The sequence below is a fragment of the Paenibacillus glucanolyticus genome (assembly GCF_037333485.1).
Lineage (GTDB): Bacteria > Bacillota > Bacilli > Paenibacillales > Paenibacillaceae > Paenibacillus_AQ > Paenibacillus_AQ glucanolyticus.
In genome coordinates this window covers 1,008,124-1,030,368 of sequence record NZ_CP147845.1, presented here as the reverse complement: position 1 = coordinate 1,030,368, position 22,245 = coordinate 1,008,124, and the positions used below count along the sequence as shown (strand labels likewise).

General features: G+C 50.5%; 29 protein-coding genes. 5 read left to right on the top strand and 24 right to left on the bottom strand.

Annotation, left to right across the window (positions count from 1 at the left end; genetic code table 11):
• Positions 1–18 precede the first annotated feature (18 nt).
• The 12 genes from gatC to WDY75_RS04755 all read right to left on the bottom strand — a co-directional run bounded on the left by gatC (position 19) and on the right by WDY75_RS04755 (position 6,511).
• On the bottom strand, positions 19–306 hold the full coding sequence (gatC, locus tag WDY75_RS04810; RefSeq protein ID WP_063477766.1) for an Asp-tRNA(Asn)/Glu-tRNA(Gln) amidotransferase subunit GatC: 288 nt from the start codon (positions 304–306) through the stop codon (positions 19–21).
• Positions 307–478: 172 nt separating this feature from the next.
• Positions 479–862, bottom strand: a complete 384-nt coding sequence (locus WDY75_RS04805; RefSeq protein WP_006212673.1) for a hypothetical protein — start codon at positions 860–862, stop codon at positions 479–481.
• A 213-nt stretch (positions 863–1,075) separates the two neighbouring features.
• Positions 1,076–1,852, bottom strand: a complete 777-nt coding sequence (locus WDY75_RS04800) for an ABC transporter permease (RefSeq protein ID WP_036643467.1) — start codon at positions 1,850–1,852, stop codon at positions 1,076–1,078.
• Positions 1,849–2,772 carry an ABC transporter ATP-binding protein gene (locus WDY75_RS04795; protein ID WP_063477767.1) on the bottom strand — a complete coding sequence of 308 codons (924 nt, stop codon included), beginning with the start codon at positions 2,770–2,772 and terminating at the stop codon, positions 1,849–1,851. The genes WDY75_RS04800 and WDY75_RS04795 overlap by 4 nt, the downstream gene beginning before the upstream one ends.
• Positions 2,769–2,963: a PLDc N-terminal domain-containing protein gene (locus WDY75_RS04790; RefSeq protein ID WP_006212675.1), complete on the bottom strand. Its 195-nt coding sequence runs from the start codon at positions 2,961–2,963 to the stop codon at positions 2,769–2,771. Before WDY75_RS04790 ends, WDY75_RS04795 begins: the two co-directional genes overlap by 4 nt.
• Positions 2,964–2,997: 34 nt before the next feature.
• Entirely contained in the window at positions 2,998–3,207 is a 210-nt protein-coding gene (locus tag WDY75_RS04785) for a hypothetical protein (RefSeq protein ID WP_006212676.1), read from the bottom strand.
• Complete coding sequence (locus tag WDY75_RS04780) at positions 3,204–3,542, bottom strand: YxlC family protein (protein ID WP_006212677.1); 339 nt, start codon at positions 3,540–3,542, stop codon at positions 3,204–3,206. The genes WDY75_RS04785 and WDY75_RS04780 overlap by 4 nt, the downstream gene beginning before the upstream one ends.
• On the bottom strand, positions 3,526–4,071 hold the full coding sequence (gene sigY / locus WDY75_RS04775; RefSeq protein ID WP_063477768.1) for an RNA polymerase sigma factor SigY: 546 nt from the start codon (positions 4,069–4,071) through the stop codon (positions 3,526–3,528). Before sigY ends, WDY75_RS04780 begins: the two co-directional genes overlap by 17 nt.
• Positions 4,072–4,321: 250 nt before the next feature.
• Complete coding sequence (locus WDY75_RS04770) at positions 4,322–4,513, bottom strand: hypothetical protein (protein ID WP_063477769.1); 192 nt, start codon at positions 4,511–4,513, stop codon at positions 4,322–4,324.
• A 178-nt stretch (positions 4,514–4,691) separates the two neighbouring features.
• Entirely contained in the window at positions 4,692–5,330 is a 639-nt protein-coding gene (locus tag WDY75_RS04765; RefSeq protein ID WP_063477770.1) for an MBL fold metallo-hydrolase, read from the bottom strand.
• 2 nt (positions 5,331–5,332) lie between these two features.
• Positions 5,333–5,899, bottom strand: a complete 567-nt coding sequence (locus WDY75_RS04760; RefSeq protein ID WP_006212681.1) for a thioredoxin family protein — start codon at positions 5,897–5,899, stop codon at positions 5,333–5,335.
• A 3-nt stretch (positions 5,900–5,902) separates the two neighbouring features.
• Complete coding sequence (locus WDY75_RS04755; RefSeq protein ID WP_006212682.1) at positions 5,903–6,511, bottom strand: DedA family protein; 609 nt, start codon at positions 6,509–6,511, stop codon at positions 5,903–5,905.
• Between the two features lie 151 nt (positions 6,512–6,662).
• Between WDY75_RS04755 and WDY75_RS04750 the strand changes: the two genes are divergently transcribed.
• Complete coding sequence (locus tag WDY75_RS04750) at positions 6,663–6,977, top strand: hypothetical protein (protein ID WP_063477771.1); 315 nt, start codon at positions 6,663–6,665, stop codon at positions 6,975–6,977.
• A 69-nt stretch (positions 6,978–7,046) separates the two neighbouring features.
• On the opposite strand, the gene WDY75_RS04745 is transcribed toward WDY75_RS04750, so the two are convergent.
• The 5 genes from WDY75_RS04745 to yyaC all read right to left on the bottom strand — a co-directional run bounded on the left by WDY75_RS04745 (position 7,047) and on the right by yyaC (position 13,815).
• Positions 7,047–9,212, bottom strand: coding sequence for an O-antigen ligase family protein (locus WDY75_RS04745; protein WP_082834248.1), 2,166 nt, complete (start codon positions 9,210–9,212; stop codon positions 7,047–7,049).
• A 907-nt stretch (positions 9,213–10,119) separates the two neighbouring features.
• Positions 10,120–11,301, bottom strand: coding sequence for a class I SAM-dependent methyltransferase (locus WDY75_RS04740; protein ID WP_063477772.1), 1,182 nt, complete (start codon positions 11,299–11,301; stop codon positions 10,120–10,122).
• A gap of 32 nt (positions 11,302–11,333) precedes the next feature.
• Positions 11,334–12,026, bottom strand: a complete 693-nt coding sequence (locus WDY75_RS04735) for a DUF6483 family protein (protein WP_006212687.1) — start codon at positions 12,024–12,026, stop codon at positions 11,334–11,336.
• A gap of 350 nt (positions 12,027–12,376) precedes the next feature.
• Positions 12,377–13,168: an alpha/beta fold hydrolase gene (locus WDY75_RS04730; protein ID WP_006212688.1), complete on the bottom strand. Its 792-nt coding sequence runs from the start codon at positions 13,166–13,168 to the stop codon at positions 12,377–12,379.
• Between the two features lie 107 nt (positions 13,169–13,275).
• Positions 13,276–13,815: a spore protease YyaC gene (gene yyaC / locus WDY75_RS04725; RefSeq protein WP_063477773.1), complete on the bottom strand. Its 540-nt coding sequence runs from the start codon at positions 13,813–13,815 to the stop codon at positions 13,276–13,278.
• A gap of 181 nt (positions 13,816–13,996) precedes the next feature.
• On the opposite strand from yyaC, the gene WDY75_RS04720 reads away from it, so the two are divergent.
• On the top strand, positions 13,997–14,224 hold the full coding sequence (locus WDY75_RS04720) for a DUF1128 domain-containing protein (RefSeq protein WP_006212691.1): 228 nt from the start codon (positions 13,997–13,999) through the stop codon (positions 14,222–14,224).
• A 96-nt stretch (positions 14,225–14,320) separates the two neighbouring features.
• Here the strand turns inward: WDY75_RS04720 and WDY75_RS04715 are convergent, their stop codons facing one another.
• Together WDY75_RS04715 and WDY75_RS04710 are read right to left on the bottom strand one after the other, a co-directional pair.
• Positions 14,321–15,040 (bottom strand): pirin family protein, encoded by a 720-nt coding sequence (locus WDY75_RS04715; protein WP_006212692.1) that lies wholly within the window; start codon positions 15,038–15,040, stop codon positions 14,321–14,323.
• A 66-nt stretch (positions 15,041–15,106) separates the two neighbouring features.
• Complete coding sequence (locus WDY75_RS04710) at positions 15,107–16,111, bottom strand: asparaginase (RefSeq protein WP_006212693.1); 1,005 nt, start codon at positions 16,109–16,111, stop codon at positions 15,107–15,109.
• Positions 16,112–16,393: 282 nt separating this feature from the next.
• Between WDY75_RS04710 and WDY75_RS04705 the strand changes: the two genes are divergently transcribed.
• The 3 genes from WDY75_RS04705 to WDY75_RS04695 all read left to right on the top strand — a co-directional run bounded on the left by WDY75_RS04705 (position 16,394) and on the right by WDY75_RS04695 (position 17,682).
• Complete coding sequence (locus WDY75_RS04705) at positions 16,394–16,651, top strand: GlsB/YeaQ/YmgE family stress response membrane protein (protein WP_006212694.1); 258 nt, start codon at positions 16,394–16,396, stop codon at positions 16,649–16,651.
• Positions 16,652–16,702: 51 nt separating this feature from the next.
• Positions 16,703–17,113 (top strand): YtxH domain-containing protein, encoded by a 411-nt coding sequence (locus WDY75_RS04700; protein WP_006212695.1) that lies wholly within the window; start codon positions 16,703–16,705, stop codon positions 17,111–17,113.
• Between the two features lie 137 nt (positions 17,114–17,250).
• Positions 17,251–17,682, top strand: a complete 432-nt coding sequence (locus tag WDY75_RS04695; RefSeq protein WP_006212696.1) for a DUF5665 domain-containing protein — start codon at positions 17,251–17,253, stop codon at positions 17,680–17,682.
• An 85-nt stretch (positions 17,683–17,767) separates the two neighbouring features.
• Here the strand turns inward: WDY75_RS04695 and WDY75_RS04690 are convergent, their stop codons facing one another.
• The 5 genes from WDY75_RS04690 to WDY75_RS04670 all read right to left on the bottom strand — a co-directional run bounded on the left by WDY75_RS04690 (position 17,768) and on the right by WDY75_RS04670 (position 22,235).
• Positions 17,768–18,745 carry a magnesium transporter CorA family protein gene (locus WDY75_RS04690; RefSeq protein ID WP_006212697.1) on the bottom strand — a complete coding sequence of 326 codons (978 nt, stop codon included), beginning with the start codon at positions 18,743–18,745 and terminating at the stop codon, positions 17,768–17,770.
• 124 nt (positions 18,746–18,869) lie between these two features.
• Entirely contained in the window at positions 18,870–19,640 is a 771-nt protein-coding gene (locus WDY75_RS04685) for a sigma-70 family RNA polymerase sigma factor (RefSeq protein ID WP_006212698.1), read from the bottom strand.
• On the bottom strand, positions 19,637–20,086 hold the full coding sequence (rsbW, locus tag WDY75_RS04680) for an anti-sigma B factor RsbW (protein ID WP_036643480.1): 450 nt from the start codon (positions 20,084–20,086) through the stop codon (positions 19,637–19,639). The genes WDY75_RS04685 and rsbW overlap by 4 nt, the downstream gene beginning before the upstream one ends.
• 32 nt (positions 20,087–20,118) lie before the next feature.
• The gene (locus tag WDY75_RS04675) at positions 20,119–20,442 is read right to left on the bottom strand and encodes an STAS domain-containing protein (protein WP_006212700.1); all 324 of its coding nucleotides are present in this window, start codon (positions 20,440–20,442) and stop codon (positions 20,119–20,121) included.
• A 113-nt stretch (positions 20,443–20,555) separates the two neighbouring features.
• The gene (locus tag WDY75_RS04670) at positions 20,556–22,235 is read right to left on the bottom strand and encodes a response regulator (RefSeq protein WP_006212701.1); all 1,680 of its coding nucleotides are present in this window, start codon (positions 22,233–22,235) and stop codon (positions 20,556–20,558) included.
• Between the last annotated feature and the right edge of the window lie 10 nt (positions 22,236–22,245).

The following is a 22,245-nucleotide window of genomic DNA, read 5'->3' as shown; positions in this document are numbered from 1 at the left end:
GTGTATCCTCCCTTCAGGCTATTCCAATACAGCAGGTACTTTGATTTGGTCGTCTTCCTCATCCGGTGCATTCAGCAGCACTTTCTCGATAGGCAAGCTCTCGCGCACTTCGTCATCTCTCATGACATTGCTGAGGTGCAGCACATGCGTTGTCGGCTCAACACCCTCTGTATCCAGTTCTTTCAATTTCTCGGCATATTGTAAAATCGCATTCAGTTGGCCGGTAAACATCTGTTCTTCCTCAGGCGTCAAATTCAAACGGGCCAGCTTCGCTACATGCTGAACATCCTTATCGGTAATGCTCATGGCTGTGCGTCCTCCTTCATGCCCCTGTCCTATTAAAGGGGTAAAGTCTGTCTCGATAACTTTTCTCATTATATTGTAGAAGCATGGAAGATTCAATCCAATCGGCTGAAGCTTTCTGCTTCCTAGGATACGTCTGATCACTTCAAAAAAGAGCCGGCCTCAGCCGACTCTTCTAAATCCAGGCACGCAGATTCACTTGTTTGATGAAATCCGCCTGGGACATTGCTTCCTTGGTTTCTTCTTCCTCTTCAACACTTTCTTCTAACTCGCCGTTCATCACTTGACGAAACAGCTTCTCATTATATGTCGACAGGGCGAAATCGATGAGCGCTTCCCGCTCGACCCGCTCGGCTTCCTGTTTCAACACGATCGATTCCAGCTCTACATCATCTGCCGGAACAAAAAAATTACGGTTGAGGCTCGGAATCCGAATGACGTAATCGAACGCATTGTCCGGATTTCGGTCATAAGCGATTATATAACCGTATTGACCAACTGGAAGATTCTGCTCAAAGGCGTCCGCGACGATTGTAATCTTTTCCCCTAAACGCAGCATCGTCTACCTCCTGAGTTGTCCATCCTTTTTTTAGAGATAAGAAATAATAAACTTCAGAGGTTTATCCTCCTTGTCTCACAAGAAAAACTTCCGCTACAGCGGGCTGTCTTTCGAGAAACTACGTCGATAGACGCTTTTCTTATCTTCATAGTCTACTAAAAAAAGATAGAGATGTCCATGCGATTCAGAATAAACCTGAATCTCCCATGGAAACTAGGATTGCGGAGATAACGGACTTCTTCTGAGCAGCCCTGCAGCAGCGATAATGGACAGCAGCATGATAAGCAAAGCAGCGATGACAGGTGCCCAAGCACCGGCTCCCGCACCCAGCATCCACTCTGCAGCCATACTGCTTAACCGGCCCGGACTCCACTGAAAACGGGAAGGCAGCAAGCCGGACAACAGCGAGAGAGCAGCCGCCGTTCCCAAGCTAATGAACGCTGCGGCAGGACCTCGAAGGACCGCACCAAGCGGAAGAACTAGCGTTACGATCCAGGCAAGCCATACAGCATACAGCAATCCGCCGCTCGCCACGGCCCCCCATTCCAAGGGACCAATGAGCTGATGCGTATAATACGCTGCACCGGCAAGCCCAAGCGCGAAGGAAACCAACATTAAAGTCATCATGGCTGCCCATTTCGCGCCCATCATCGGCAGCGTGGATACCGTTCGGGTGAGTACAAGCTCAGCCGTACCGGTTGCCCGCTCCCCTGCTACGGTGTTCATCCCGGCCAGTACAAGCACCAGCAGTCCGATGGTACTAAACTGGCTTAACGTTGATGCCATGACACTATCAGCGGACGGAATCGTGAACAATGCCGCCGCTTCCGGAGGAACCTCCCCCGACATAGTTAAAATTTCCGGCAAATAATAAGTAGATACCGGCTGCATAATGCCAAGAAGCAGAAAAACCGCAGGAACCCAGATCCATTTGTAAGTACGGCTGGCTTCGAGCATCTCCTTTTGATAATAAATCCAGAACGGCTTCATGGGCCCACCACCTTCATAAACATATCCTCCAGCGAGGAAGTACCTGCTTCAAAACGGAGGAGTTCGATCCCGTTATCCGCAAGCTCCTTGATTAACGCTGCACGCGCTGCCCCCATATCCGTTACCGTCAGCTTCGCTCTGTGTTTGCCAACCTCTGCCTCTTGGACAAAGGATCGCTTGGAGAGACCGTGGAGCCATGCAAGTTCACGCTCTCCTGGTTCTACCTCAATGGAGAGGACCGGCTGCCGGTATTTGGTACGGAGCTCGCTCAGCGCACCCTTCTCTGCAATTTCTCCGTCAACCATCAGCACCATGTCATCACAAATCTCTTCCGCATCATGAAGCACATGGGTGGAGAACAGAATCGTCACTTCTCCTCGCAGACGGTTCAGCAAATCCATGACCTCGCGGCGCCCGATCGGATCGAGTGCAGATACCGGCTCGTCCAGCATAATCAGCTCCGGCTCGTGCACAAGCGCTTGAGCAATGCCAAGCCGCTGCTTCATCCCGCCGGAATAACCGGAAATACGCCGTTTGGATGCTTGCTGGAGTCCAACCATCTCGATCACTTCCTGACTCCGCTGGAGCGCTTTTTGTCCGGACAATCCCGACAGCTTGGCGCTGAAAGACAAGTATTCCTTACCGCTCATCCAACTGTAGAACTTCGGGTATTGCGGCAAGTAGCCAATTCGATGTCGCCAGTCGTTTGTTTGCTTATCCGCTGACCCATGCTTGATCTCTCCCCGTGTTGGGGGAATCAATCCTGCCAGCATGCGCAGGGTCGTTGTTTTGCCTGCGCCGTTCGGGCCCAGCAGTGCCGTGCAGCCTCCACGCTTCAGATCAAACGATATGCCTTTGACCGGCGTGATGCTTCCAATGCTTTTGGTAAGTTCATGAATACTCAGAAGTTTCTCCGTCATGTCTCCCTCCTCCCCGCGGCAAAATAAGCAATGCTGCCCAGAATGTTGCCGAGCAGTATAATGAGCACCCACATCCATCTCGGTCCTCGTATGTTCGCCGGTTCTGCCTTGAACAGTGAGACAAGACCTGTTACAGCGAGAATCGCTTGCAGTGCAAGGATCGGCCAAATCAATCCCCAATTAATCTCCATAATGATCCTCCTCTTTTCTATATAATGAAAGAACTTAAGGCTTGCGGCGGTTCTTGCGGATAACGAATATCCAGTAAAATATCAGCGGTGTCGGCGATGTGGTCGAGCCCCATATCCCCCAAAACCAAGCCATTTTGCCAAGCCCCCGCTTCCTCGCATCCAAGAACAGCCATGTCCCTTGTACCAGCACAAGTACAACGGCTGCAATAATGATCCAAATCGAGGACTCATTCATTTCATTCATGGAGTCCCCTTCTTTCCGGCAGATCTCAGTCTTTTGGAAAATAGAAGAGTGGCAATGCCCGCAATCATTCCGATCCCGTGAATGAACAGAAGAATAAGCGGCGCTGCCAGGGCGGCCAGCAATCCCCCTCCCACGATAAAAGATGCAACCAAGAGAAAGAGCATGAATTCATATCTCATCCGTCGCCGCTGACGCTCCAGCGTATGAACGGCCAGCATTTGCAGTCCTTCCATGGAAGGTGACGGCACATCGTCAAACAATTGATCTACCCGCTTCATCTCCGTGTTCAATCCTTCAATCCATAAATCGTCTTCATTCTCAGGTACTTTGGCCATCGTCACCCATCTCCTTTCGCAGCTGTTTAATGCCGTATGCTGTCCGTGATTTCGCTGTACCCTCGGGTATGCCCAGCATGCTTCCGATTTGATCATAGCTGTAGCCGTAATAATGCTTCAGCAATATCGCGATCCGGTGATCCTCGGATAAACGGGATAATCCGTCCAGCATATCCGTCCATTCTTCACCCCGCCGCTCCATCTGCCAGCGCATCCGCCTTGCCGCTTGAACCCCCTCCTGCTCCAGCCATTTCTTCTCCCGTTTCTTACGCCGGGCTTGATCGATAAACAGCCGTGTAGCAATCGTGATCATCCATGAGGAGAAGGACGAAGTTCCGTTATATCGGGCCATATTCTCCATGCATCGAACGATGGTGTCCTGTGCCGTATCCTCCGCGATCATCGGATCCATTGTCACTTTAAGCAAATATTTATAGAGAAAGGAGTAATGCTGCTTGAATAGTTGGGCCATCGCCGCAGCATCTCCCCGCTGCGCTTGCCGTATCAAATCCTCTTCATCAGGGAGCATGATGAACTCATCACCTTCTTTCGTCTTGCATACGTAATACGACGAACCCGATCCAATCGTTCAAATGGTTCATGCCTTTATCCTGTACCAAATGATGTAATTTATATAGGTCCCATTATAATGAGACTTAAATTCGTCAGGAAGTCTGTAAAACGCACAAAAAAATAGCAGCCGACCATGTTCCGGCTGCCTTCGCGATTAGATTAAAATTAAAACTTCATGATGAGGGTGTCAGGTTTGCATTCCAATGTCATTCATTAAATCTTATACATTGCAGCCGATGAAACCATGGCTGCTGCGCTATTCCCTCGTCCTTCACGAGCCGGTCCCAGACAACCGAAGTTATTTCCGTCTGAGCTGGCCGCTTCGACTCGGGTTGTCGATCAACTTCGTCGCTTCTTGTAACATTCCCGTTCAACAGCGATAGATGATCCTTCCTCAAAGGCGCTTCCCCCTAATCACGTCCATGCCAAAACTCCCCATAAAATAAAAGAACGCAAACCGGGATAAATTCCACAGTCTGCGTGCTTCGCAATGGGTAACATTTAATTAACCGTATTGTATCAATCTTGTCTTAACTTGTCCAGACAAATATTCCCGGTTTTTGTCGGATGTTATCCTCACCGACTCGCGGAGACGTAGGGGTTCCGCTGCTTTTCATAGCCAATGGTTGTCCTTGGTCCATGTCCAGGGTAAACAACGACCTCATCAGGGAATGTATACAGCGTATTTTGAATGGAGTCCACTAAATCGCGCTCACGGCCGCCCGGAAGATCCGTGCGTCCCACACCTAAACGGAACAGCACATCGCCCGAGAAGAGATCGTTTCCACTCCGAAAACTGACGGAACCCGGGGAATGACCCGGCGTATGATAGACCTTGAACGTATGTCCAACCAACTGCAGCTCCAGTCCGTCCTCCAAATCAAACTCCGCCGGTTCGGTTGACAACGGCGCACTCACCTGCGGCCACATCAATGAGCCGTTAAGCTTCGGATTGGTCAGCCAATCGCTCTCAATGGAATGCAGATAGACGGGACAGCCCTTTAGCTTGCGGATTTCCTCGACGCCGCCCATATGGTCGAAATGTGCATGCGTCAGCAGGATCGCTTCAATTTCCAAATCGGCAATCCGCTTAAGCAAGGGACCCGGGTTCATCCCCGGGTCAATAATAACCGCTTTGCCTTCCACGGGGCCTGTCAGCAGGTAGGCGTTTGTCTGAAGCGGTCCTAAATTGAAGGTTTCAATATGAAGTGTCATGATTAGAATCCCGAGATCAGTTCGCGCAATTCCTTAATAATAGCAGCGTGAACCTCGTATCCTTCTCCATAGGCTTGAATGATGCTCTGACGTGCTGCGGCAAGGTTATCCTGATAATCCGGTGCTTCACGATCCGGGTTGTCCTGCTTGAACTGAATCATGAACTTCTGTACGTGTGCCGGACGCGGTCCCCATGTGCCGAGAACATGACCACCGGTATCGGAAATAATAACAACCGGCACCGAGCGCCCACCCATAGTCAGGAACTCATCCATGACATCCAGGTTTTCTTCCATAATAAGCACTTCGGTCTCGATTCCCGCCGTCTCCATCGCACGGAACACCACAGGAATATTACGCGCAACATCACCGCACCAATCCGCTGCCAGAATAAGGACCCGCAGGTCATCGCGGAAATTCAGACTCTCGAAAAACTCCTTGTCCTCTTCATTCTCCCAGGCAAACTGTTCATACCCTGCCTTGAAGGTGTCCTGATTCTTCTGCATGCCATCCATAAACTGTTGAGGAGATATGCCTGTTCCCAAATGATTTGCCATATTCATACTCATTCGTTACGACCTCGCCTTCGCTGATTTTATCCATTTTATCAAAAAATAAAGAATCATGACGGCCAGTGCTCCCAGCAGAATTTCCTGCACGTATGGCCCTGCCTTCTCATCGATGTGCTCCCACTGGTCTCCCAGAAGCAAGCCAAGGTATAAAAATAATGCCGTCCACGGAATTACGGCTAATGTGGTCAGAAGCGTAAATCGGCCTACATTCATCTTGGATATGCCGGCCGGAATCGATATAGCGTGTCTGACAACAGGCACAAACCGGGCCGTAAAAATAACGCCCGTGCCGTACTTGCCAAACCACTCCTCGGCGTAATCAATATGCTTCTTCTTAATCAATATGTACTTCCCGTACTTCTCCAAGAAGGGTCTTCCGCCGTAACGGCCGATCCAATAAATAAACAACTGTGCCAATACGCCGCCAATGGTACCGAAGAGCATGGCCCCCAGAAAATGAACCTCGCCCAAGGAAACCAGATATCCCCCATATGCCAATACGATCTCGCTCGGGATGACCTCTACCATCAAGCCGAGCATGATGCCGAAATAACCCAGTTGCTGGATCCATGCAAACAATTGACCGACAGCCTCGTAAAAGAATTCCACGCCCGTCCCCCGCTTCCCTACTGCGTTGATTTCTTATACTAGCCTATTCTAACACAGCCCGGGACATGCCTTCTACTGCGCCCATTTATAGGCGGCACAGTGACTTCCGCCCGTTTCAGGACATATGGTGAAGCAAAGGAGTGAGTCACGTATGCATTCTCCCCATGCCAAACAACCCGGCAGCAAGCCCCCCTCCCCCCGCGGTATCAGGCGGGCCTGCAGCAAAGAATTATACCGAACGACCAAACGCCTCAAGCTGTACATTCCCCCGGAAAGCCTGAAGCAAGGAGAAGAATTGTATTACCGGAAAGTGATTGGCAACCTGATCTGGATCCACGATAACCATAGCAACAAAAAGCTGCTGTGCGAGTGGTGGGAAAAAGAGGTATGCAGTGAGCTGGCAGAGTTATGGGAGGTCCCGGAACGCCAGTTGGCTTCCGCGTTCCGGGATGCTTTTGGCGGGTAGCCCCTGCTGCCTTCAGTTGCCATGAAACCCTAAGCGTAACAAGGAAGCGGCATCCTTCGACTCATGATTTCACAATCGGTGGCCTGGAGAACTTAAGCGTTTATGTCCTAGACCGAGCCTGTTCTCCAGACGCTTCGCTTGTCGGTTCGCAAGCATGGTCAGATAAAACTCCCGATCATTTCGAAGTTGGGTGATGTCATGAAGTCCTCCGGCAAGAGAACGATAGCGCTGTAGGATGGCCAGAGCAGACCGAGCTGCTTGGATCGATTCGGCCTGCTCTCCTGCCGTATGGTGCCAGTCCGCGAGGGAGGCCAGCTTCAGCACGGCTCGGGTTTGCTTAACTGCATTGAAGCGGTCCAGGGTTAGGCTCCTGTCATACCAAGCCGCCGCTGCCTTTGATTCGCCTCGAAGGGAATACGCTTCTGCCAGCCTCCAGCTAAGCCCCGGGTGTTCGGGTGCATAGACCATACTCCTCTTCAGCAGCGGGATTCGCTGATTGGGCTGCAGCCGATCGGACAAGCTCATTGCTGCACTCGTGTTGGCAGGATTCCACTTTAATGCGGATTGGAGCAGCGCGATCTGTCCTCCGTCTGAAGCCGATGCAGCAGCACGGCGGTTGACTTCGCTGATGCCCAAGGAAGCTGCGAGAACTGTCCAGCCCAGCAGCATCAGGATGGCTGTCAGACTGAGCAGCCTCCAAGCCGGATGGGCCTGTTTTCCTTCCCGGACGACCGCTAGTAGTGGTACCGCCAGCTTGAATTGCCAGCGCCTTTGCGCTGCAGTATGTCCATGCCGGGGCTCCTGGCCGGAGATGCCTTCAGCCAACCCGATCGCTGCGATCCACAGCAGCATTAGCCATACCAGTCCAAAACTCCAGTCAAAATCGACTGCCGCATGCGCGATAAGTACGATGGCCGGGGGCATGGCTCGGGGGTTTGCCTGCATGAGCTTGGTCAGAACAAAGATCAGCAGAATAAGGACGAGTCCCAATCCGATGAAACCTGTGTCCAGCAAAATATCAATATATCCGCTGTGGACCTCGGCTCCGACATAAGGCTGGGACTGAATGGCAAGGTACGATTGGCGCCACGTCTCCCCTCCCCGTCCCAGCCACAGCGACGACCGGGCCAGCTGCCACGCGTCGCTGTACATGAGGCGGCGCGCGCTAAGCGTTGCCGCGCCGCCAAGTGCCCGATCCTGCACCTGCAGCAGGATCAGCACGCCTGCGGCGGCGACGAGCAGCGCCGCCGCCACCGATGCCCCGAACGCGGCATATCGCCGCCGGGGCCCCGCGCTGTGCCGCCAGCGGCACAGCAGCAGGCCGGCGAGGACGCCGCCGGCCCAGAGCCCGGCCAGCCACAGCAGGCCGGGCAGCACCGCTGGAGCCAGCTGGGCAGCAGCCAGCTGGCCGTACAGCAGCGCCGCGCTTGCCAGAGGCGCGGCGGCAGCCACAAGGAGCGGCGCGAAGGCACGCCGCTCCTTGGCGAAGCCGGCCGCGCACGCGAGTGCGGCCGCGAGCCAGGCGCCGCGCGACTCCGTCAGGAGGAGCGCGGCGGTGTAGGGCAGCAGCGGCAGCAAGGCCGCCGCTGCGCGGAGCGTGCTCGTCCGAGTCCACGGGACGGACGGCAGCGCGAACAGCCGCTCCAGCAGGAAGGCGGCCATCACGGCCCCGAACGTGTTCGGGTACTGAAGCAGTCCGCCAAGCCTCGCGCCCGTCGCGCTGATCGCCGCATCCGCCGTATGGTGAATCCCATACGGCAGCTCCAGGAGCCCGTACACGGCAAGCAGCGCATTGCCGCACAAAATTGCCCCCAGCAGATGCCAGCCCATCCGCATTGCCTTCAGACCCTCTGCTGTACGGCACACGCTCCATGCAGCAGCTGCAAAGGCTCCATAACCTGCCCACAGAACGATCTCCTTCATCGTACCCTCCAGCGACAGCGGCCCTCTGATTCCATGAAATCCATAAAGCAACAGGATGCCGCATATACATCCAAGGATAACGGGCAGACCTCTATCAAACAGCAGAGTATCCGGCATCATGACACGCTGAACTGCCGCCACCCTCCGGCGTGTTCCGAACAGCCGTACTCCCGCCATAACCAGCAGGAGCATACCGAAACCTGTTCCGATCAGATATACGTCCATATCAAAGAACATTCCTGTACGAACACCAGCGACAAGCAGAAGAACGATCAGCATCACAACCCCATAACGAAATGTGGTCTGTACCATGAATGAACACCCCGATTCCATAAGGAATGTGTGTGTAACCCTCGCATGTGGATGCTCATTTCAAGGCCTTCATCCATTCGGCTCACAGAGTCAACACAACCTATTATCCATTTTGGACAAGGAACCACACGGCTATTCTTATGGAACTGGCGGTGAACTCCTTGCTGGATTAGGGGATGGTTTACAGTACGGTCCATATTGTCCGGCTCACAGACGCAAATGACTTTGTAAAGTTGTCTAGAAGCAGAAACAACGCTTGGACCAATCGATTCAGAAGAAGATCAGGACAGGCGTATTGAAGAAGAATTTAGAGTCTTCGGGTTTTGCAGAGCCCTATCTAGCCGGTTTGATTATAGCCTCTACATAAGCATTGAATCCCTCTCCTCCCACAGTAGCCACAGCATCAGTGTAATACTGTTGAGAGGTATGACACTGTTGGGGAGTGTGACACTGTTGGGGAGTATGACATCATCCTAACGGACCAGGGAGAGGTTATTTCAACGAAATCGAGAACTTGTAAGAACTAACGGACACCACAGCCCTTTTTCGGCATTTGAACGCATCTTTGGGGTTGTTTTTGGGCAAATAAGAACCCTCATGTCCGTTAGCAAATCAAACTCTGGTTTTTATGGCAGATAAGCTCGCTCCAGTCCATTAGCTTCACCAGTCGTCCAAGCAAACCTCGGACCACGCACCGTGGGCGTGATGAATACATTAAGAGGGTCGATTGTTTTCGCATTCCAAAGCATCCGTCAAGGTGCTGATTTCAGATAGAGCATAATCAAAAAACGATGAAAGTGAGCTCTCGCACTTTCATCGTTTACAGGGTCAACATGAATTAGTCTGCTTACGCCTCCATAGCCTTGCGGATATGAGGGACTTTCATCGTTCACAGGGTCAACGCGAATTATTTTTTTGCATTTGGCAATAAATCCTGGCACGCTCGCTCAAGATATGGCGAAGCGCTCAGAAAATCGCGAAACGCGGTATACTCCTGCCACAGTTTATCCCGATCACCGGCCGAACCGCTGACCGCACGGATCAGGATATTCTTGGGCGTATGCTCCATATCGATAAACTCCAGAAGCTGCGTTTTGTACCCCATCAGATCCAGCAGCTTGGCCCGGATCGCATCTGTCGCAAGCGCCGAGAAGCGTTCTTTCAGAATACCGTGGGACAGCAAAGGCTCCATGATGGGACTCTCTACTTGGGCGAACAGCTCATGCTGGCAGCAAGGCACCGACAGGATGACCGAGGTCCCCCAACGGACTGCTTTCTCCAGCGCTGCATCGGTTGCCGTATCGCATGCATGCAGCGTAACCACCATATCGACCTGCTCCAGTTCGTCATATTCCGCAATGTCGCCGACAAGAAACCGCAGTTGGTTATAGTTCAGTTTTTTCGCCAGCATACTGCAGTGTTCGATCACATCCGCCTTTAGATCCAATCCGACAATATTCAGCGTTCTGCGTGCGGTTACCGCCAAATAATGATACAAGGCAAAGGTCAGGTAGGATTTACCGCAGCCAAAATCGACGATGGTCAACGGACGGTTCTCCGGCAGATGGGGAAGAACATCCTCAACCATCTCCAAGAAACGGTTAATCTGCTTGAACTTATCGTATCTGCGGGCAAACACCTTGCCATCCTCGTTCATAATGCCCAGCTCCACCAAAAACGGAACTGGCTCCCCCTCTTCGAGAATGTACGTCTTTTTTCGGTTATGGGATAAATCTGTCTTCGTCTTGGACGGCGATTTCGTCAGAATCGAAACCTTGTATTTCTTGGATATCAGAACCTGATAATCCGCTTCCGGTGTGTAGATCATCGCCTGCCGGAATACATTCTCGAACAAGTCCACCAGCACGGCCTCCGCCTCATCCAACGGCACGTTCTGATGGGTTACCTTGGTGCCCGAATAATAGGCGAACTGATAGTGGAGCTTGTTCTTGAGATCTACGGGCTTGATCGTCACCTTGCTGTAGGTCATGCCTTCCCGCTTGCGAAGCTGGCTCAGTGTAGCCGTAATTAATGATCTTTCTTCCATGATGTTATGAATCAATTTTCTTAATGTATCCAAAAGGTACATCTCACTTTCTTTATGGTATAGACAGGGACAGGTTAATCCTGACGGATAGATTGCTCGCCACCGTCCTCCTCCGAATGCTGGAATCGACGGTGAAGCTCATCCATTCCTTCGCGGACTTCCTCAAGAGGAAGCCCTCCATTGACTAGCTCTTCAGGCGACTTCAGCTGTAATCGTTGATAAAACTGCAGCGCTTCGTTATATTCAATCGCACGGTGATCCAGCAATTGATAAAGGATGTTCTCGGCCTCCGCATACATCCCCTGCTGCTCCGCATATGCATAGTAATCCCGCGCAGCGGTGTCAGGCAATGCATAGGACTTTAAACGCTCCCTCACGATGTGTATCCGTTCCGGCAAGTTCAGGAGCTTGGGATCGGCCCCTTGCAGGGCAGCCTTCAAATATAACTGAAAGACCTTGGTATAGAGCAGCGCTGCTGCTTCTTCACGCTCCAACTCAAGCAGAATGGAGGCTTCCTCTTCCATTAGTCTTGCAGCACTCTGCAGCTTGTCCGCCTCCAGATAGCCGTGATTTCGAAATAACTGCTCAATATCGGAAGCAGACAGTGAGCGAAGCAGCTGGGAATTCAACCGGAACTGCCGTTTGAATAGATCATCCAATTCCCAGAGCGCTTCTGTGTGCTTGCGCTCCTGCTTCAGCGAAAACACCTTGGCAATCATCTGTGACATATCCTCTATAAGACGCACGAGATAATCCCTGCGAAACATACGCTTGCCCCCTAACCTGCATCACTTCGAATGCAGCGTATTCATCTAGTGACCTGATCGTTATATTTCCAATATGAGTTCCGCTGCCGGACACCCACCTGTGATCGCTGGGCAGCTTCGCAGATTCCCTCTGCGGCGCAGCCTTCATTACTCTAAGCTCAATCTAGATTAAATTGTAGGCTATCCGGGATCAGAATTCCAGTAGCGCGGGGTAACCTTCAACAACACAGCACTGATCAGCCCAGGATGGATGATGGGAGCAAACCAAACACATTATGAAAAAAATAAAACGGATACCCCGATTCAAGGGGTATCCGTTTATTATAAGCTATACAAGGGTTGTCATGCGTTTATTCATGTTCAAGCTGTTCCATGAAAGACGTAATCACTTCGCCAAGTTTCTCCGGCGTCTCCATCATACTCATATGTCCGGCACCTTCAATCACAATGCGAGTTACATTGTCATTCTCTGTCGTAAAGGTACGCTCTGCTGGAATTAATCCATCCTTCTCTCCGGCTACAAGCAGGATAGGCAGTATGGATGCCGAAAGAACGTCGCGTCTGTCCGGACGTTCACGCATAGCCAGCGCCGCCCCTATTGCTCCCTGCGGTGGTGTCAGGTAGCCTATCTCCTTCGCCCGCTGAATACACTCCGGCTTGGTATCCTCTGTGCCAGGAGCGAATAAGCCGGGCACCAACCCGTCAACGAAAGCAGTAATGCCTTCCCCTTGGATGGTGCTAACCGCCTTCACTCGTTTCTCCTTCGCCTCATCCGAGTCCGGATAACCCGTAGAATGAATCAGGCCGAAGCCGTTCAGACGAGAAGCGTAACGCTGGGCGAAGGAGAGCGTAATATAGCCTCCGAGGGAATGGCCAAGTAATGCAGCCTTCGGAATATCGAGCTCATCCATTAACTGGAGTACATCGTCTGCCATCTGTTCGATGGTATAAGGTCCCATCGGTGCGTCAGACCGTCCGTGTCCCCGGAGATCCGGTACAATGACTCTGAAGCCTTGAAGAAATGGCAGAATCTGTTCCCAGTAGGCAGAGCTTCCGCAGAACCCGTGAAGCAAAATGACCGGCTCACCTTGTCCCTGATCAACATAACAAATCGTGCTGCCGTTGCATTGTACTTTTTCCATAGCGATACCCTTCTTTCTATTCAGCGGATGCCATTTGGTAGACACCCATTATTTTATAAAGAATGATCTATATTAAACAGAATCAACCCAGGCTGAAACGCCATGCCTTATGTCCTAAGATTAAAGGCCAATGCCGCTTGCCGTGCTATCTCCTCCGCCATCCCCATGACTTGGTAAAGGGACGTTACCTGCAGGGTCCAATAAGGCTTTGGACCCTGCACATTCACAACCGCTGCCACACTGTAATCTCCCACGGAAGGAAGCTTCCCTCCAACAGACTGGGCTGGTGTCAATGGACCTTCACTCGTAAAGAAATAACCGACAGAGGAAGCCTGCCCCAGACACGCATCAATGGCAACAATCACCTTATCCGCGGGTATCCCGTTCAGTCTCGCTTGAAGATTGAAGGCATCACACGGTTCAGGCAGCGTCCCAATCACGTGCGGGAACCCATATGCCGCCAGCCGGCTTCCCGTCAGCGGTCCCAGTGCATCCCCCGTTGAACGATCGGTACCAATACATAAGAACACAATGCTTTCGATCGCATGCCGCTGCGAGATCATTTGAAAGAAAACCATCAGTTCGTGGCCCGACATTTTGGCCTTGGCGGCATATACGATTGGCGGTTTATCAGCTTGTTCGCTCATGACGGACCTCCTCATTAATCCATGCTCCCATACTGCTTACCGATGCCTTTGAAACAGGTTTTTTCCTGATTTTAACCTATTCACGTCCACAATGGCAAAAACATTGGTCGAGCTGCACAGTAACATGATACAATACAGGGATGAAAATCGTAAATCCGCCGAAGAGAGGATGGTGTTACACATGAACTTGAATGAAAAATCGCAAGCGAATGTCGAGTATATGATTGAGCAGATCAAAACAAAGCTTCGGATGGCTACAGGCGCTGCAATGCAGGCTTCCGCCTTCTCGGTTAACCAATACGATGATATTTATGACTTGTATGATATGGTCATGAATAAACAAAATCTCAGCATATCCGAAGTGGAAGCCGTAGTATCAGAACTCGGCCAGCTTCGCGGAAATCATTAAATCGTAAAGAAACCAAGCAGACACCCATTCCACGGCAAAGCCCCCGGAACTTCGCTAATGAAATTCGCGAGTTTCCGGGGGCTTTGCCGTCCTAATCTATGGCATATCAATGATAACTACTTCCGAGTTCCCCTCACTTGAGTTCCCCTGGAAGGTCAGCTCATGACGACGCTGTATTCTGGCGGCGTCACCGGATGAAATATCAAATACTCCGTCTTCCGATGATATTTCAACCTGGCCGCTGATAACGTACACATGCATTCTCCTATCCTCGGATAAGCTGTACGTCAGCTCTTTGCCTGTCTCGAGTATGCTGCTGTACATCACAACATCCAATGATTGGGGCAAGCTGCGTTCACCGTCACCCGATCCGATGATCGGAAGCATCTGGTTTAATCGCTGTGCTTGTGTAAAGTCGCCTTGGTGATGACTGGCCTCAAGACCCGGCTCAGCAGGTAAAAACCACATTTCCAGATAACGGACATCTTCGGAGGAAGACGCATTATTCTCTGCATGATATACACCCGAGCCTGTATTCACAACATGAATCGTGCCTGGGGTAAGCTCCATAAACTTCCCCTTATCATCCTCATACGTTAACTTGCCCTCCAGCACCAAATGGACAATCACCAAGTCATGATGAAACCTGCGATCAAAACCCTCCATCGGTTTCAGCACATATTCATTATGTGCCAGCAGGCTTCCAAAATGCTCATTATGCGGATCTGTATAATCTCCAAAAGAAAAACTGAATTCACTATGAATACCATCATCATGGGTAGTATGTCTTTCCGCAGCCGTCATGATCTTAATCATGGCCGGTCACCTCCGCCGTTTTTACTATTCTAATACCCCGGCGGATTTCGATCTAATCATTCTTGTTTAAACGCGGGTCAGTATAAATTCAGTTTCGGCCCTGCCTACCCTGCGTCCCTCATCATTGAATAGATCCTTGGGATACGCGGCTTTCAGCCGCCGGAGGGTCGTCTTGTTGCTGTATCCGATTTGCTCCAGTATGGACTCAACAATCCAGCCCCACTCTTCCTCTGAACCATCTGCGATTTTAAACGAAATACCCAATCGCTCCTTCTTCAGACCAAAACAGTACACCCCTTTAAAGCCCCCTTTTGCCACCACGTTATCATCTTCCAGAAGGAGGGTGTCCACTTTGTGGTTCCCCGCAACCATATAGGGAGATGCATTCATAGCCGATGTGATCGTAAGGACCGCCTTTCGCGTAGGCTCATCCTCGATCCGGTCAGGGGATGCAAGCTTCATATAGGCGGTGGCCAGAGCACGGAGCGGCATAGCAAATACCGGCAGTCCGCATCCATCCGTGCCTAGATGAATATCGCCGGGTGCCAATCCGGCCAAATCGGAGACCGTTCCAAGAATCTCCTGCTGAAGCGGATGTTCCGGATGGTCATATCCTTTAAGCGGGTATCCCGCCATCTGGCAATAGGCAAGCATGCCGTAATGCTTGCCCGAGCAATTATGGTACCATTTGCTCTTATCGCTTCCTTCACGCAAAAGAGATTCCTTGCTTCCTTCATCCAGCGGCCAACTGGATGCGCAGACCATATTGGACTCCCCAATGCTTACCTTGCGGGCAAAGCGCTCCAATACTTCAACATGGGCCGGCTCTGCCCGATGGGAAGCCGTCATAATCGCAATTTCCTCTACTGTTAACCCATAATGTTCTGCCAATCCCGCACGGATGGATGGGATTGCCTGCAGCGGCTTGGCGGAGGAACGCGTGAATGCGACATATTCCGGGTCTCCTGCATAGGCTTGAACGGCTCCTTCATCATTAACAATACATATATGTCCATTGTGGACGCACTCCACTATATCCGCTCGATATTCCTTCACCAATACAGTATCCATGTTGCACGACTCCTTCTATAAACCGTCTATGACAGCATCGTTCCTGAATAATTCGAGTGTTTGTGACATCGAAATAGATCTTTAATTCGATAATAATTGCAAATCCTTATCCAGTATAGTACAAAAATCCGCAAATGACAGCAGGGTAAATTCCGCAGAGGATGGACATTTCATTTTCTTCCCCGTTTCCCGTCTGCCCTGTTTCACGATGTGGCCTTACGTTTAATTACGAGATAAGCAAGCCCACACGAAAAACATTGCTCTGAAAAAGGAGGCGATCCTATGTGGGGAATCATTATCAGCATCGTGATGGCAATCATCATCGGGATTATCGGGGATGCGCTGGTGGGTCATGAAATGCCGGGCGGAATTATCGGATCCATGATCGCAGGTTTTGTAGGTGCGTGGCTCGGACCGTGGCTCTTCGGAGCATGGGGCCCTGTAATTGGCGGATTTGCCATTGTACCTGCTATTATCGGTACGGCCATCTTTGTATTCCTGCTCGGTCTTGTTGCCAAATTGTTTAGACGCACAGCCTGATACTCGTGTTTATATGTTTAAACTTTATATTAACTAAAAGGAGTGAAAGTTATGAATCACACAGAACAAGAAAATCCAGTACAAGGCGGATCCACATTCTTTAGAGGTGCTTTTATCGGTGCATTGGTCGGAGCAGCAGCAGCTCTGTTGTTCGCTCCCAAGCCAGGCCGCGAGCTTCGTGGCGATTTGTCCGAGAAGCTGAGCATCGTAACCGATAAAACCAAGGAAGTTGCTTGTACTGTAGGCGATAAGGCTTCTGAGCTGGCTAAAACCGTGGGCAGCAAAGCCTCCGATGTCATGACAACGGTGAATGAAGGCCGTCAAAATATTATGTCCAGCGTTAAGGAAGTCTCAGCGGATGTGTCCGACGAGGTATCCAGTGCTTCCAAAGACGTGAAGGAAAAAGCGATGGACACCTCTTCCGATGTCAGCCGTGAAATAAAATCGACTACGAATTATTAATTCGTGAAGTCACGAAATAGCCAGCTGACAAAGCTGGCTATTTTTGTGCCAGAGCGTTAGAAGGTTACTTGTTATTAGTGTATTGTTCTGCAGGTGAAATGACACGGGGCATCTGCCTAAGAAAGCGGGGATATCTCATGAGCAAAGCCAATCCATATAACAGCGGCTCCAGCCTCTCAACACGAAGCGGGGGGCATTCCAGACCACATGAGGAAAAGCGGGAGGAATCTGCATCAACCAAGGAAAGGCACTCCAGCGCGGCAGATGATGTTCAGGAGCACCCTTTCGAGCTCCGGCATGAAGTGAAGAAGCTGAACACTCGTCTGGACAAAATCGCGGCCACCCTGGAGAAATCGGAAATGAAGGATATGATCGACAATTACATGAATCCCAAGAAACGCATCATTGCCAACCTCACGGCCGGGCTGTCCCGGGGGCTCGGTCTAACCCTGGGCACGGCTCTTGTGCTTGGTCTCTTGGGCTACATTCTCAGCTTCTTTGTCAATGTACCGATGATTGGAGATTTCATCTCCGATCTGCAAGGATATATCGATCAATCCAAATCCTAGCCAGCTCTCGCTGCATACAAACAGCCCGGTAACCTAAGCAGGTACCGGGCTGTTATGACGCTAAATTTTCCTACTAACCTTGATTTTATATGTTTCTGTTTTTGGACTTCACGCGGAGCAAATCACCCGTCCATCCTTTCGCACGCAACCAGAGGTACATTCCACCGGTCCACAGCAGGATGAAAGCGCTGATTGCCGTAAATCCCCAGAATGTTTTAATAGCCGGCAGGTTCTCAAAATTCATTCCCCATACGGCACCGATCACCGTGGCCGGTGTGAAGACGACGGTAAAAATCGTCAGCGTCTTCATAATTTCATTGCCGCGGAATCCGGAGATGGCATCATCAATAGAAACAAGGGTATCAATTTCGCGCTCATAATGGTGGATCAGCTGCTCCAGTCTCTCCACTCTGTACTGGAGCTGCTGGAAGGAGCGGCTGTCATCCAGTTGGTTATGATAGCCTTCTCTAGCGGCGGCAACAAGCTCTTGAAATGGGATAAACAGATTACTCCAGTCCAATAACTCGAACCGGGCCGACAGGATCTTATCCATCAAGGTTCGCCGGTTGCGCGTGCGCATATCACTTTCAACAAGCCGAAGATTGCATTCGAATTGATCCATCCCTGCATGATAATAATGCAGAATCGCCCGTGCCAGAACAAACATGCCATCTGCAGGCCCCCGGCATTGATGGAGCATGGATGTTCTCTCCGACTTGGCCATCACACTACGGGTATGGTCATCCAGATTAATGGTAATCAACACATGATCGTCCAAATAGAAATAGAACTGTTCCGACTTGTGATGATCAGGATCGGACGTAACCTTATAGAGCATGGTCCCCATAATAACGGTTTCTACGCCCTCTTTGAAGCGAACGGACAAGTAATTCCGATCCTTTAACGTCGATGCCAGATCAAACCATTCGGACGTATAGGGATAACGCGTTCGAAGTTCACCAATCCAGGAGGATTGCCAATCATCCGTTCGGACATCATGCCACTGCCACCCTCCTGCAAAAGTATATATATCCTGACCCTCCGCTCTATCTGGCGCAAGCATACTCTCTTTGCCACTCCCTTCTATTTCAATCCGGATATTGCGGTTCCAAAAAGGCACGCCTTCCTATAATTGAGGAAGCGTGCCTTATGTTCCCATACGTCTGTCACTACGGGGCTTGTCCATATCAGTAAGATGAATTGGACATAATCTGCTTCAATTTTTCCGTTGCCCGCTTCTGGATACGCGACACACTCATTTGCGATACTCCAAGTCTCTGAGCAATGGCCCGCTGGGACTGCCCTTCCTGGAATGCCAGCAGCAGCACCTTCTGCTCCTGTTCCTTCAACTGACTCATCGCCTGCTGAAGATCCATTCGCTTCTCCACGGAATCAAAGTCATTCACATCCGAGCTAATCAGCTCTCCAAGCGTTGCTCCGGTTTCTTCCTGAGATAATGGGGAATCGAGTGATACGTAGTGATAGCATTCCCGTCCGGCTAACACCTCGACGGTTTCTTCAACGGATAGATCCAGATAAGCTGCAATCTCATTCACATCCGGAGACCTCTCCAGCTTCACCATTAACTCATCAATTGCCTGCTGGACCAAGGCACCTTTCTCCTTGATTCGTCTGGGTACTTGAATGTACCACGACTTATCGCGGAGGAAGTTTTTCATATGCCCAATCATGCTCTTCATGGCATAGGGCTCGAACGGAATCCCCAGGCTAATGTCGTATTGCTGAAGCAGACGGATTAATGCCATCTGACCCACCTGATATAAGTCCTCATACAGATCCGGCCGATTCCGGGCAATTTTGCCCGCAGCCATTTTGACCATCGGCTCATATTTCTTAATCAGCACCGTTGCGATATCGTTATCCTTCGTCTGCTGATACTGTTGTATTAAATGTACTGCTTCATCCCTGGACTCTGGGGGAGTCACCTTATCACTCATACCCGCTCCTCGCTTCTTGCAAGCCGCTTCGTAAGCATAACCTCGGTTCCCTTTCCAGCCTGGTTTGTTACGCTCACCTCATCCATAAGCGCCTCCATCAGGTAGAAGCCGAGTCCGCCGATTTGGACCTCACTGAGATCTTTATCATGAAGTGAACGGTTACCAACCGCTCCCACACTGTCGAAACTCTCCCCTTCGTCTCTGACCGTAATGGATAGCGACTCGCTAGTCACTTGGAATAATACCTCTACCATTCCGCCTTCCTGACTATACGCATACAAAACCGAGTTATTGCAGGCCTCAGACACTGCAACCTTCATATCTTCAATCTCTTCATAGGAGAAGCCCATCTTGGAAGCTATCCCGTACAGATTCAGCCTTACGATATCCACGTATTCAGCACTGGCAGGCAAATTAAGTGTTACTCTTTGTACATCTGAATTCATTCTTTTCGATCCTTTCCTATTGGGAATACTTCTTACGACTGAAAGAACTTCGCAATACCCGTCATATCAAACAGCTTCTGAATTTGCGGCGGAACTTCCTCAACTGCAAAACGGGCTTCCATGCCGTGTCTTGCTTTCAGTATCGACAGAAGAATACCAATACCTGTACTATCAATATATGTCATGTCCTTCATGTTGACGATCAAGTCTACTTCGGAATTGCCGACAAGAGGTTCCATTACTAATCGAAAATCCGGAGCGACGGACAGATCAAGTTCACCGCTCAAAAATACAGTACATACACCCTCGCTCATCTGAGTCTTGGCATTGAACTTATCATTTGTTTTTGTATTCATAGACACTCTCTCCCAAATAATTTGTTTTCCCTTTACATAACCCGTTATCTAACTCGTTGAAACAGGTTGAAGGGGAATGTGGCCGTGCTAATATATGGAAACGAATCTTTTCCCTAACCGTTAATGATTCGAATGTTGTTTGGACGGTTGTCCCAGTCGTCCGGTTCCACTGGTGTATATCGGGACAACAGGTGCTTAACGCAGCTGATTTTGACCGGCTTGCTAATATATTCGTCCATTCCGGCATCCGAGCAGCGCTTCTGGATACCATCCATCACATTGGCTGTCATGGCAACCAGAATAGGTGCATCCGCTCCATGCTTCATCTGACGGATCAGGCGTGCAGCCTCCAGGCCATCCATAACCGGCATTTGCAGATCCATAAAAATGATATCGTACACTTTAGGACCAGCAACCATATCAACCGCCTGCTTACCGTCCTCTGCCATGTCCGCGCTCATTCCCATCTTTTTCAGCATGCTGTCCATCAGCTTTCGATTAATCGGGTGATCATCCACAATCAGGATGTTGGCTTGTCTCTCCCCATGGACGCGAAATTTATCGGTAGGCTCATCTTCTCGCCGTCGATAGTCTCCTTCCTCATAGGTATGAACACACATCGTAAATACGAAGGTGGCACCCTTATTTTCCTTGGATTCCACCGTAATGTCCCCACCCATCATCTGCACAAGGGATCTACAGATGGCAAGTCCCAGCCCTGTCCCTCCGTATTTGCGGGTCATGGAGGAATCAAGCTGCGAGAATGGCTTGAACAGCCGATCGATTTTCTCTGATGAGATGCCAATCCCCGTATCCTTCACCGTAAATTCGAGGGTTAACCGGTCCTCTTCGACTTGGGTCAGCGATACAACCAAATATACTCCACCCTCATTGGTGAATTTCACCGCGTTGGATACCAGATTGACCAATACTTGGCGAAGACGTCCCATATCGCCAAATACCATCGACGGAATACGCTCCTCAATGTAATACGAAAGCTGCAAATTTTTCTTGGAGGCTTCTCCCGAGAACAAACCGAACACTTCCTGCACACAAGACTTGAGATCAAACGGATATTCCTCCAGCTCCATCTTGCCGGATTCCATCTTGGAGAAATCCAGGATGTCATTAATGATGTTAACCAAAGCATCCGCGCTGTTGCGGATGATCGTTGCATACTCCCGCTGCTCTTCCTGAAGCTCGCTGTCCATCAGCAAATCGATCATACCGATCACGCCATTCATCGGCGTACGGATTTCATGGCTCATCATCGCCAGAAACTCCGTTTTGGCTTTAACGGCAATCTCCGCTGCTTCCTTCGCCTGCACAAGCTCATGATTGATCTTCTCCAGTTCCAGCGTCTTCTGATGCAGCTGCATGGACTGGATCTTGAGTCTGTTATTGGTTTGGTACATATCGACAAAACCCTCGATCTTGGACTTCAAGATTTGAGGGATAAAAGGTTTAACCATATAGTCGATTGCACCTGCCGAATAACCCGCAAAGAGATGCTCCGCATCCTTGCTGTTTGCAGAAATAAAGATAATCGGAATATCCTTTGTTTTGTCTCTCGCCTTGATCAGCCTTGCTGTTTCGATACCGTCCATACCGGGCATCTGTACATCCAGAACAATCACAGCAAAGTCATACTTCAAGAGATACCGCAGAGCTTCTTCCCCCGAAGTCGCTTTTATTAGCGTGTATTGCTCACTGTCCAGAACAGCTTCGAGTGCAAGTAAGTTTTCAGGGCGGTCATCTACCAACAGAATATGAATCGGTTCGTGAAACCCCATGAGATCCTCC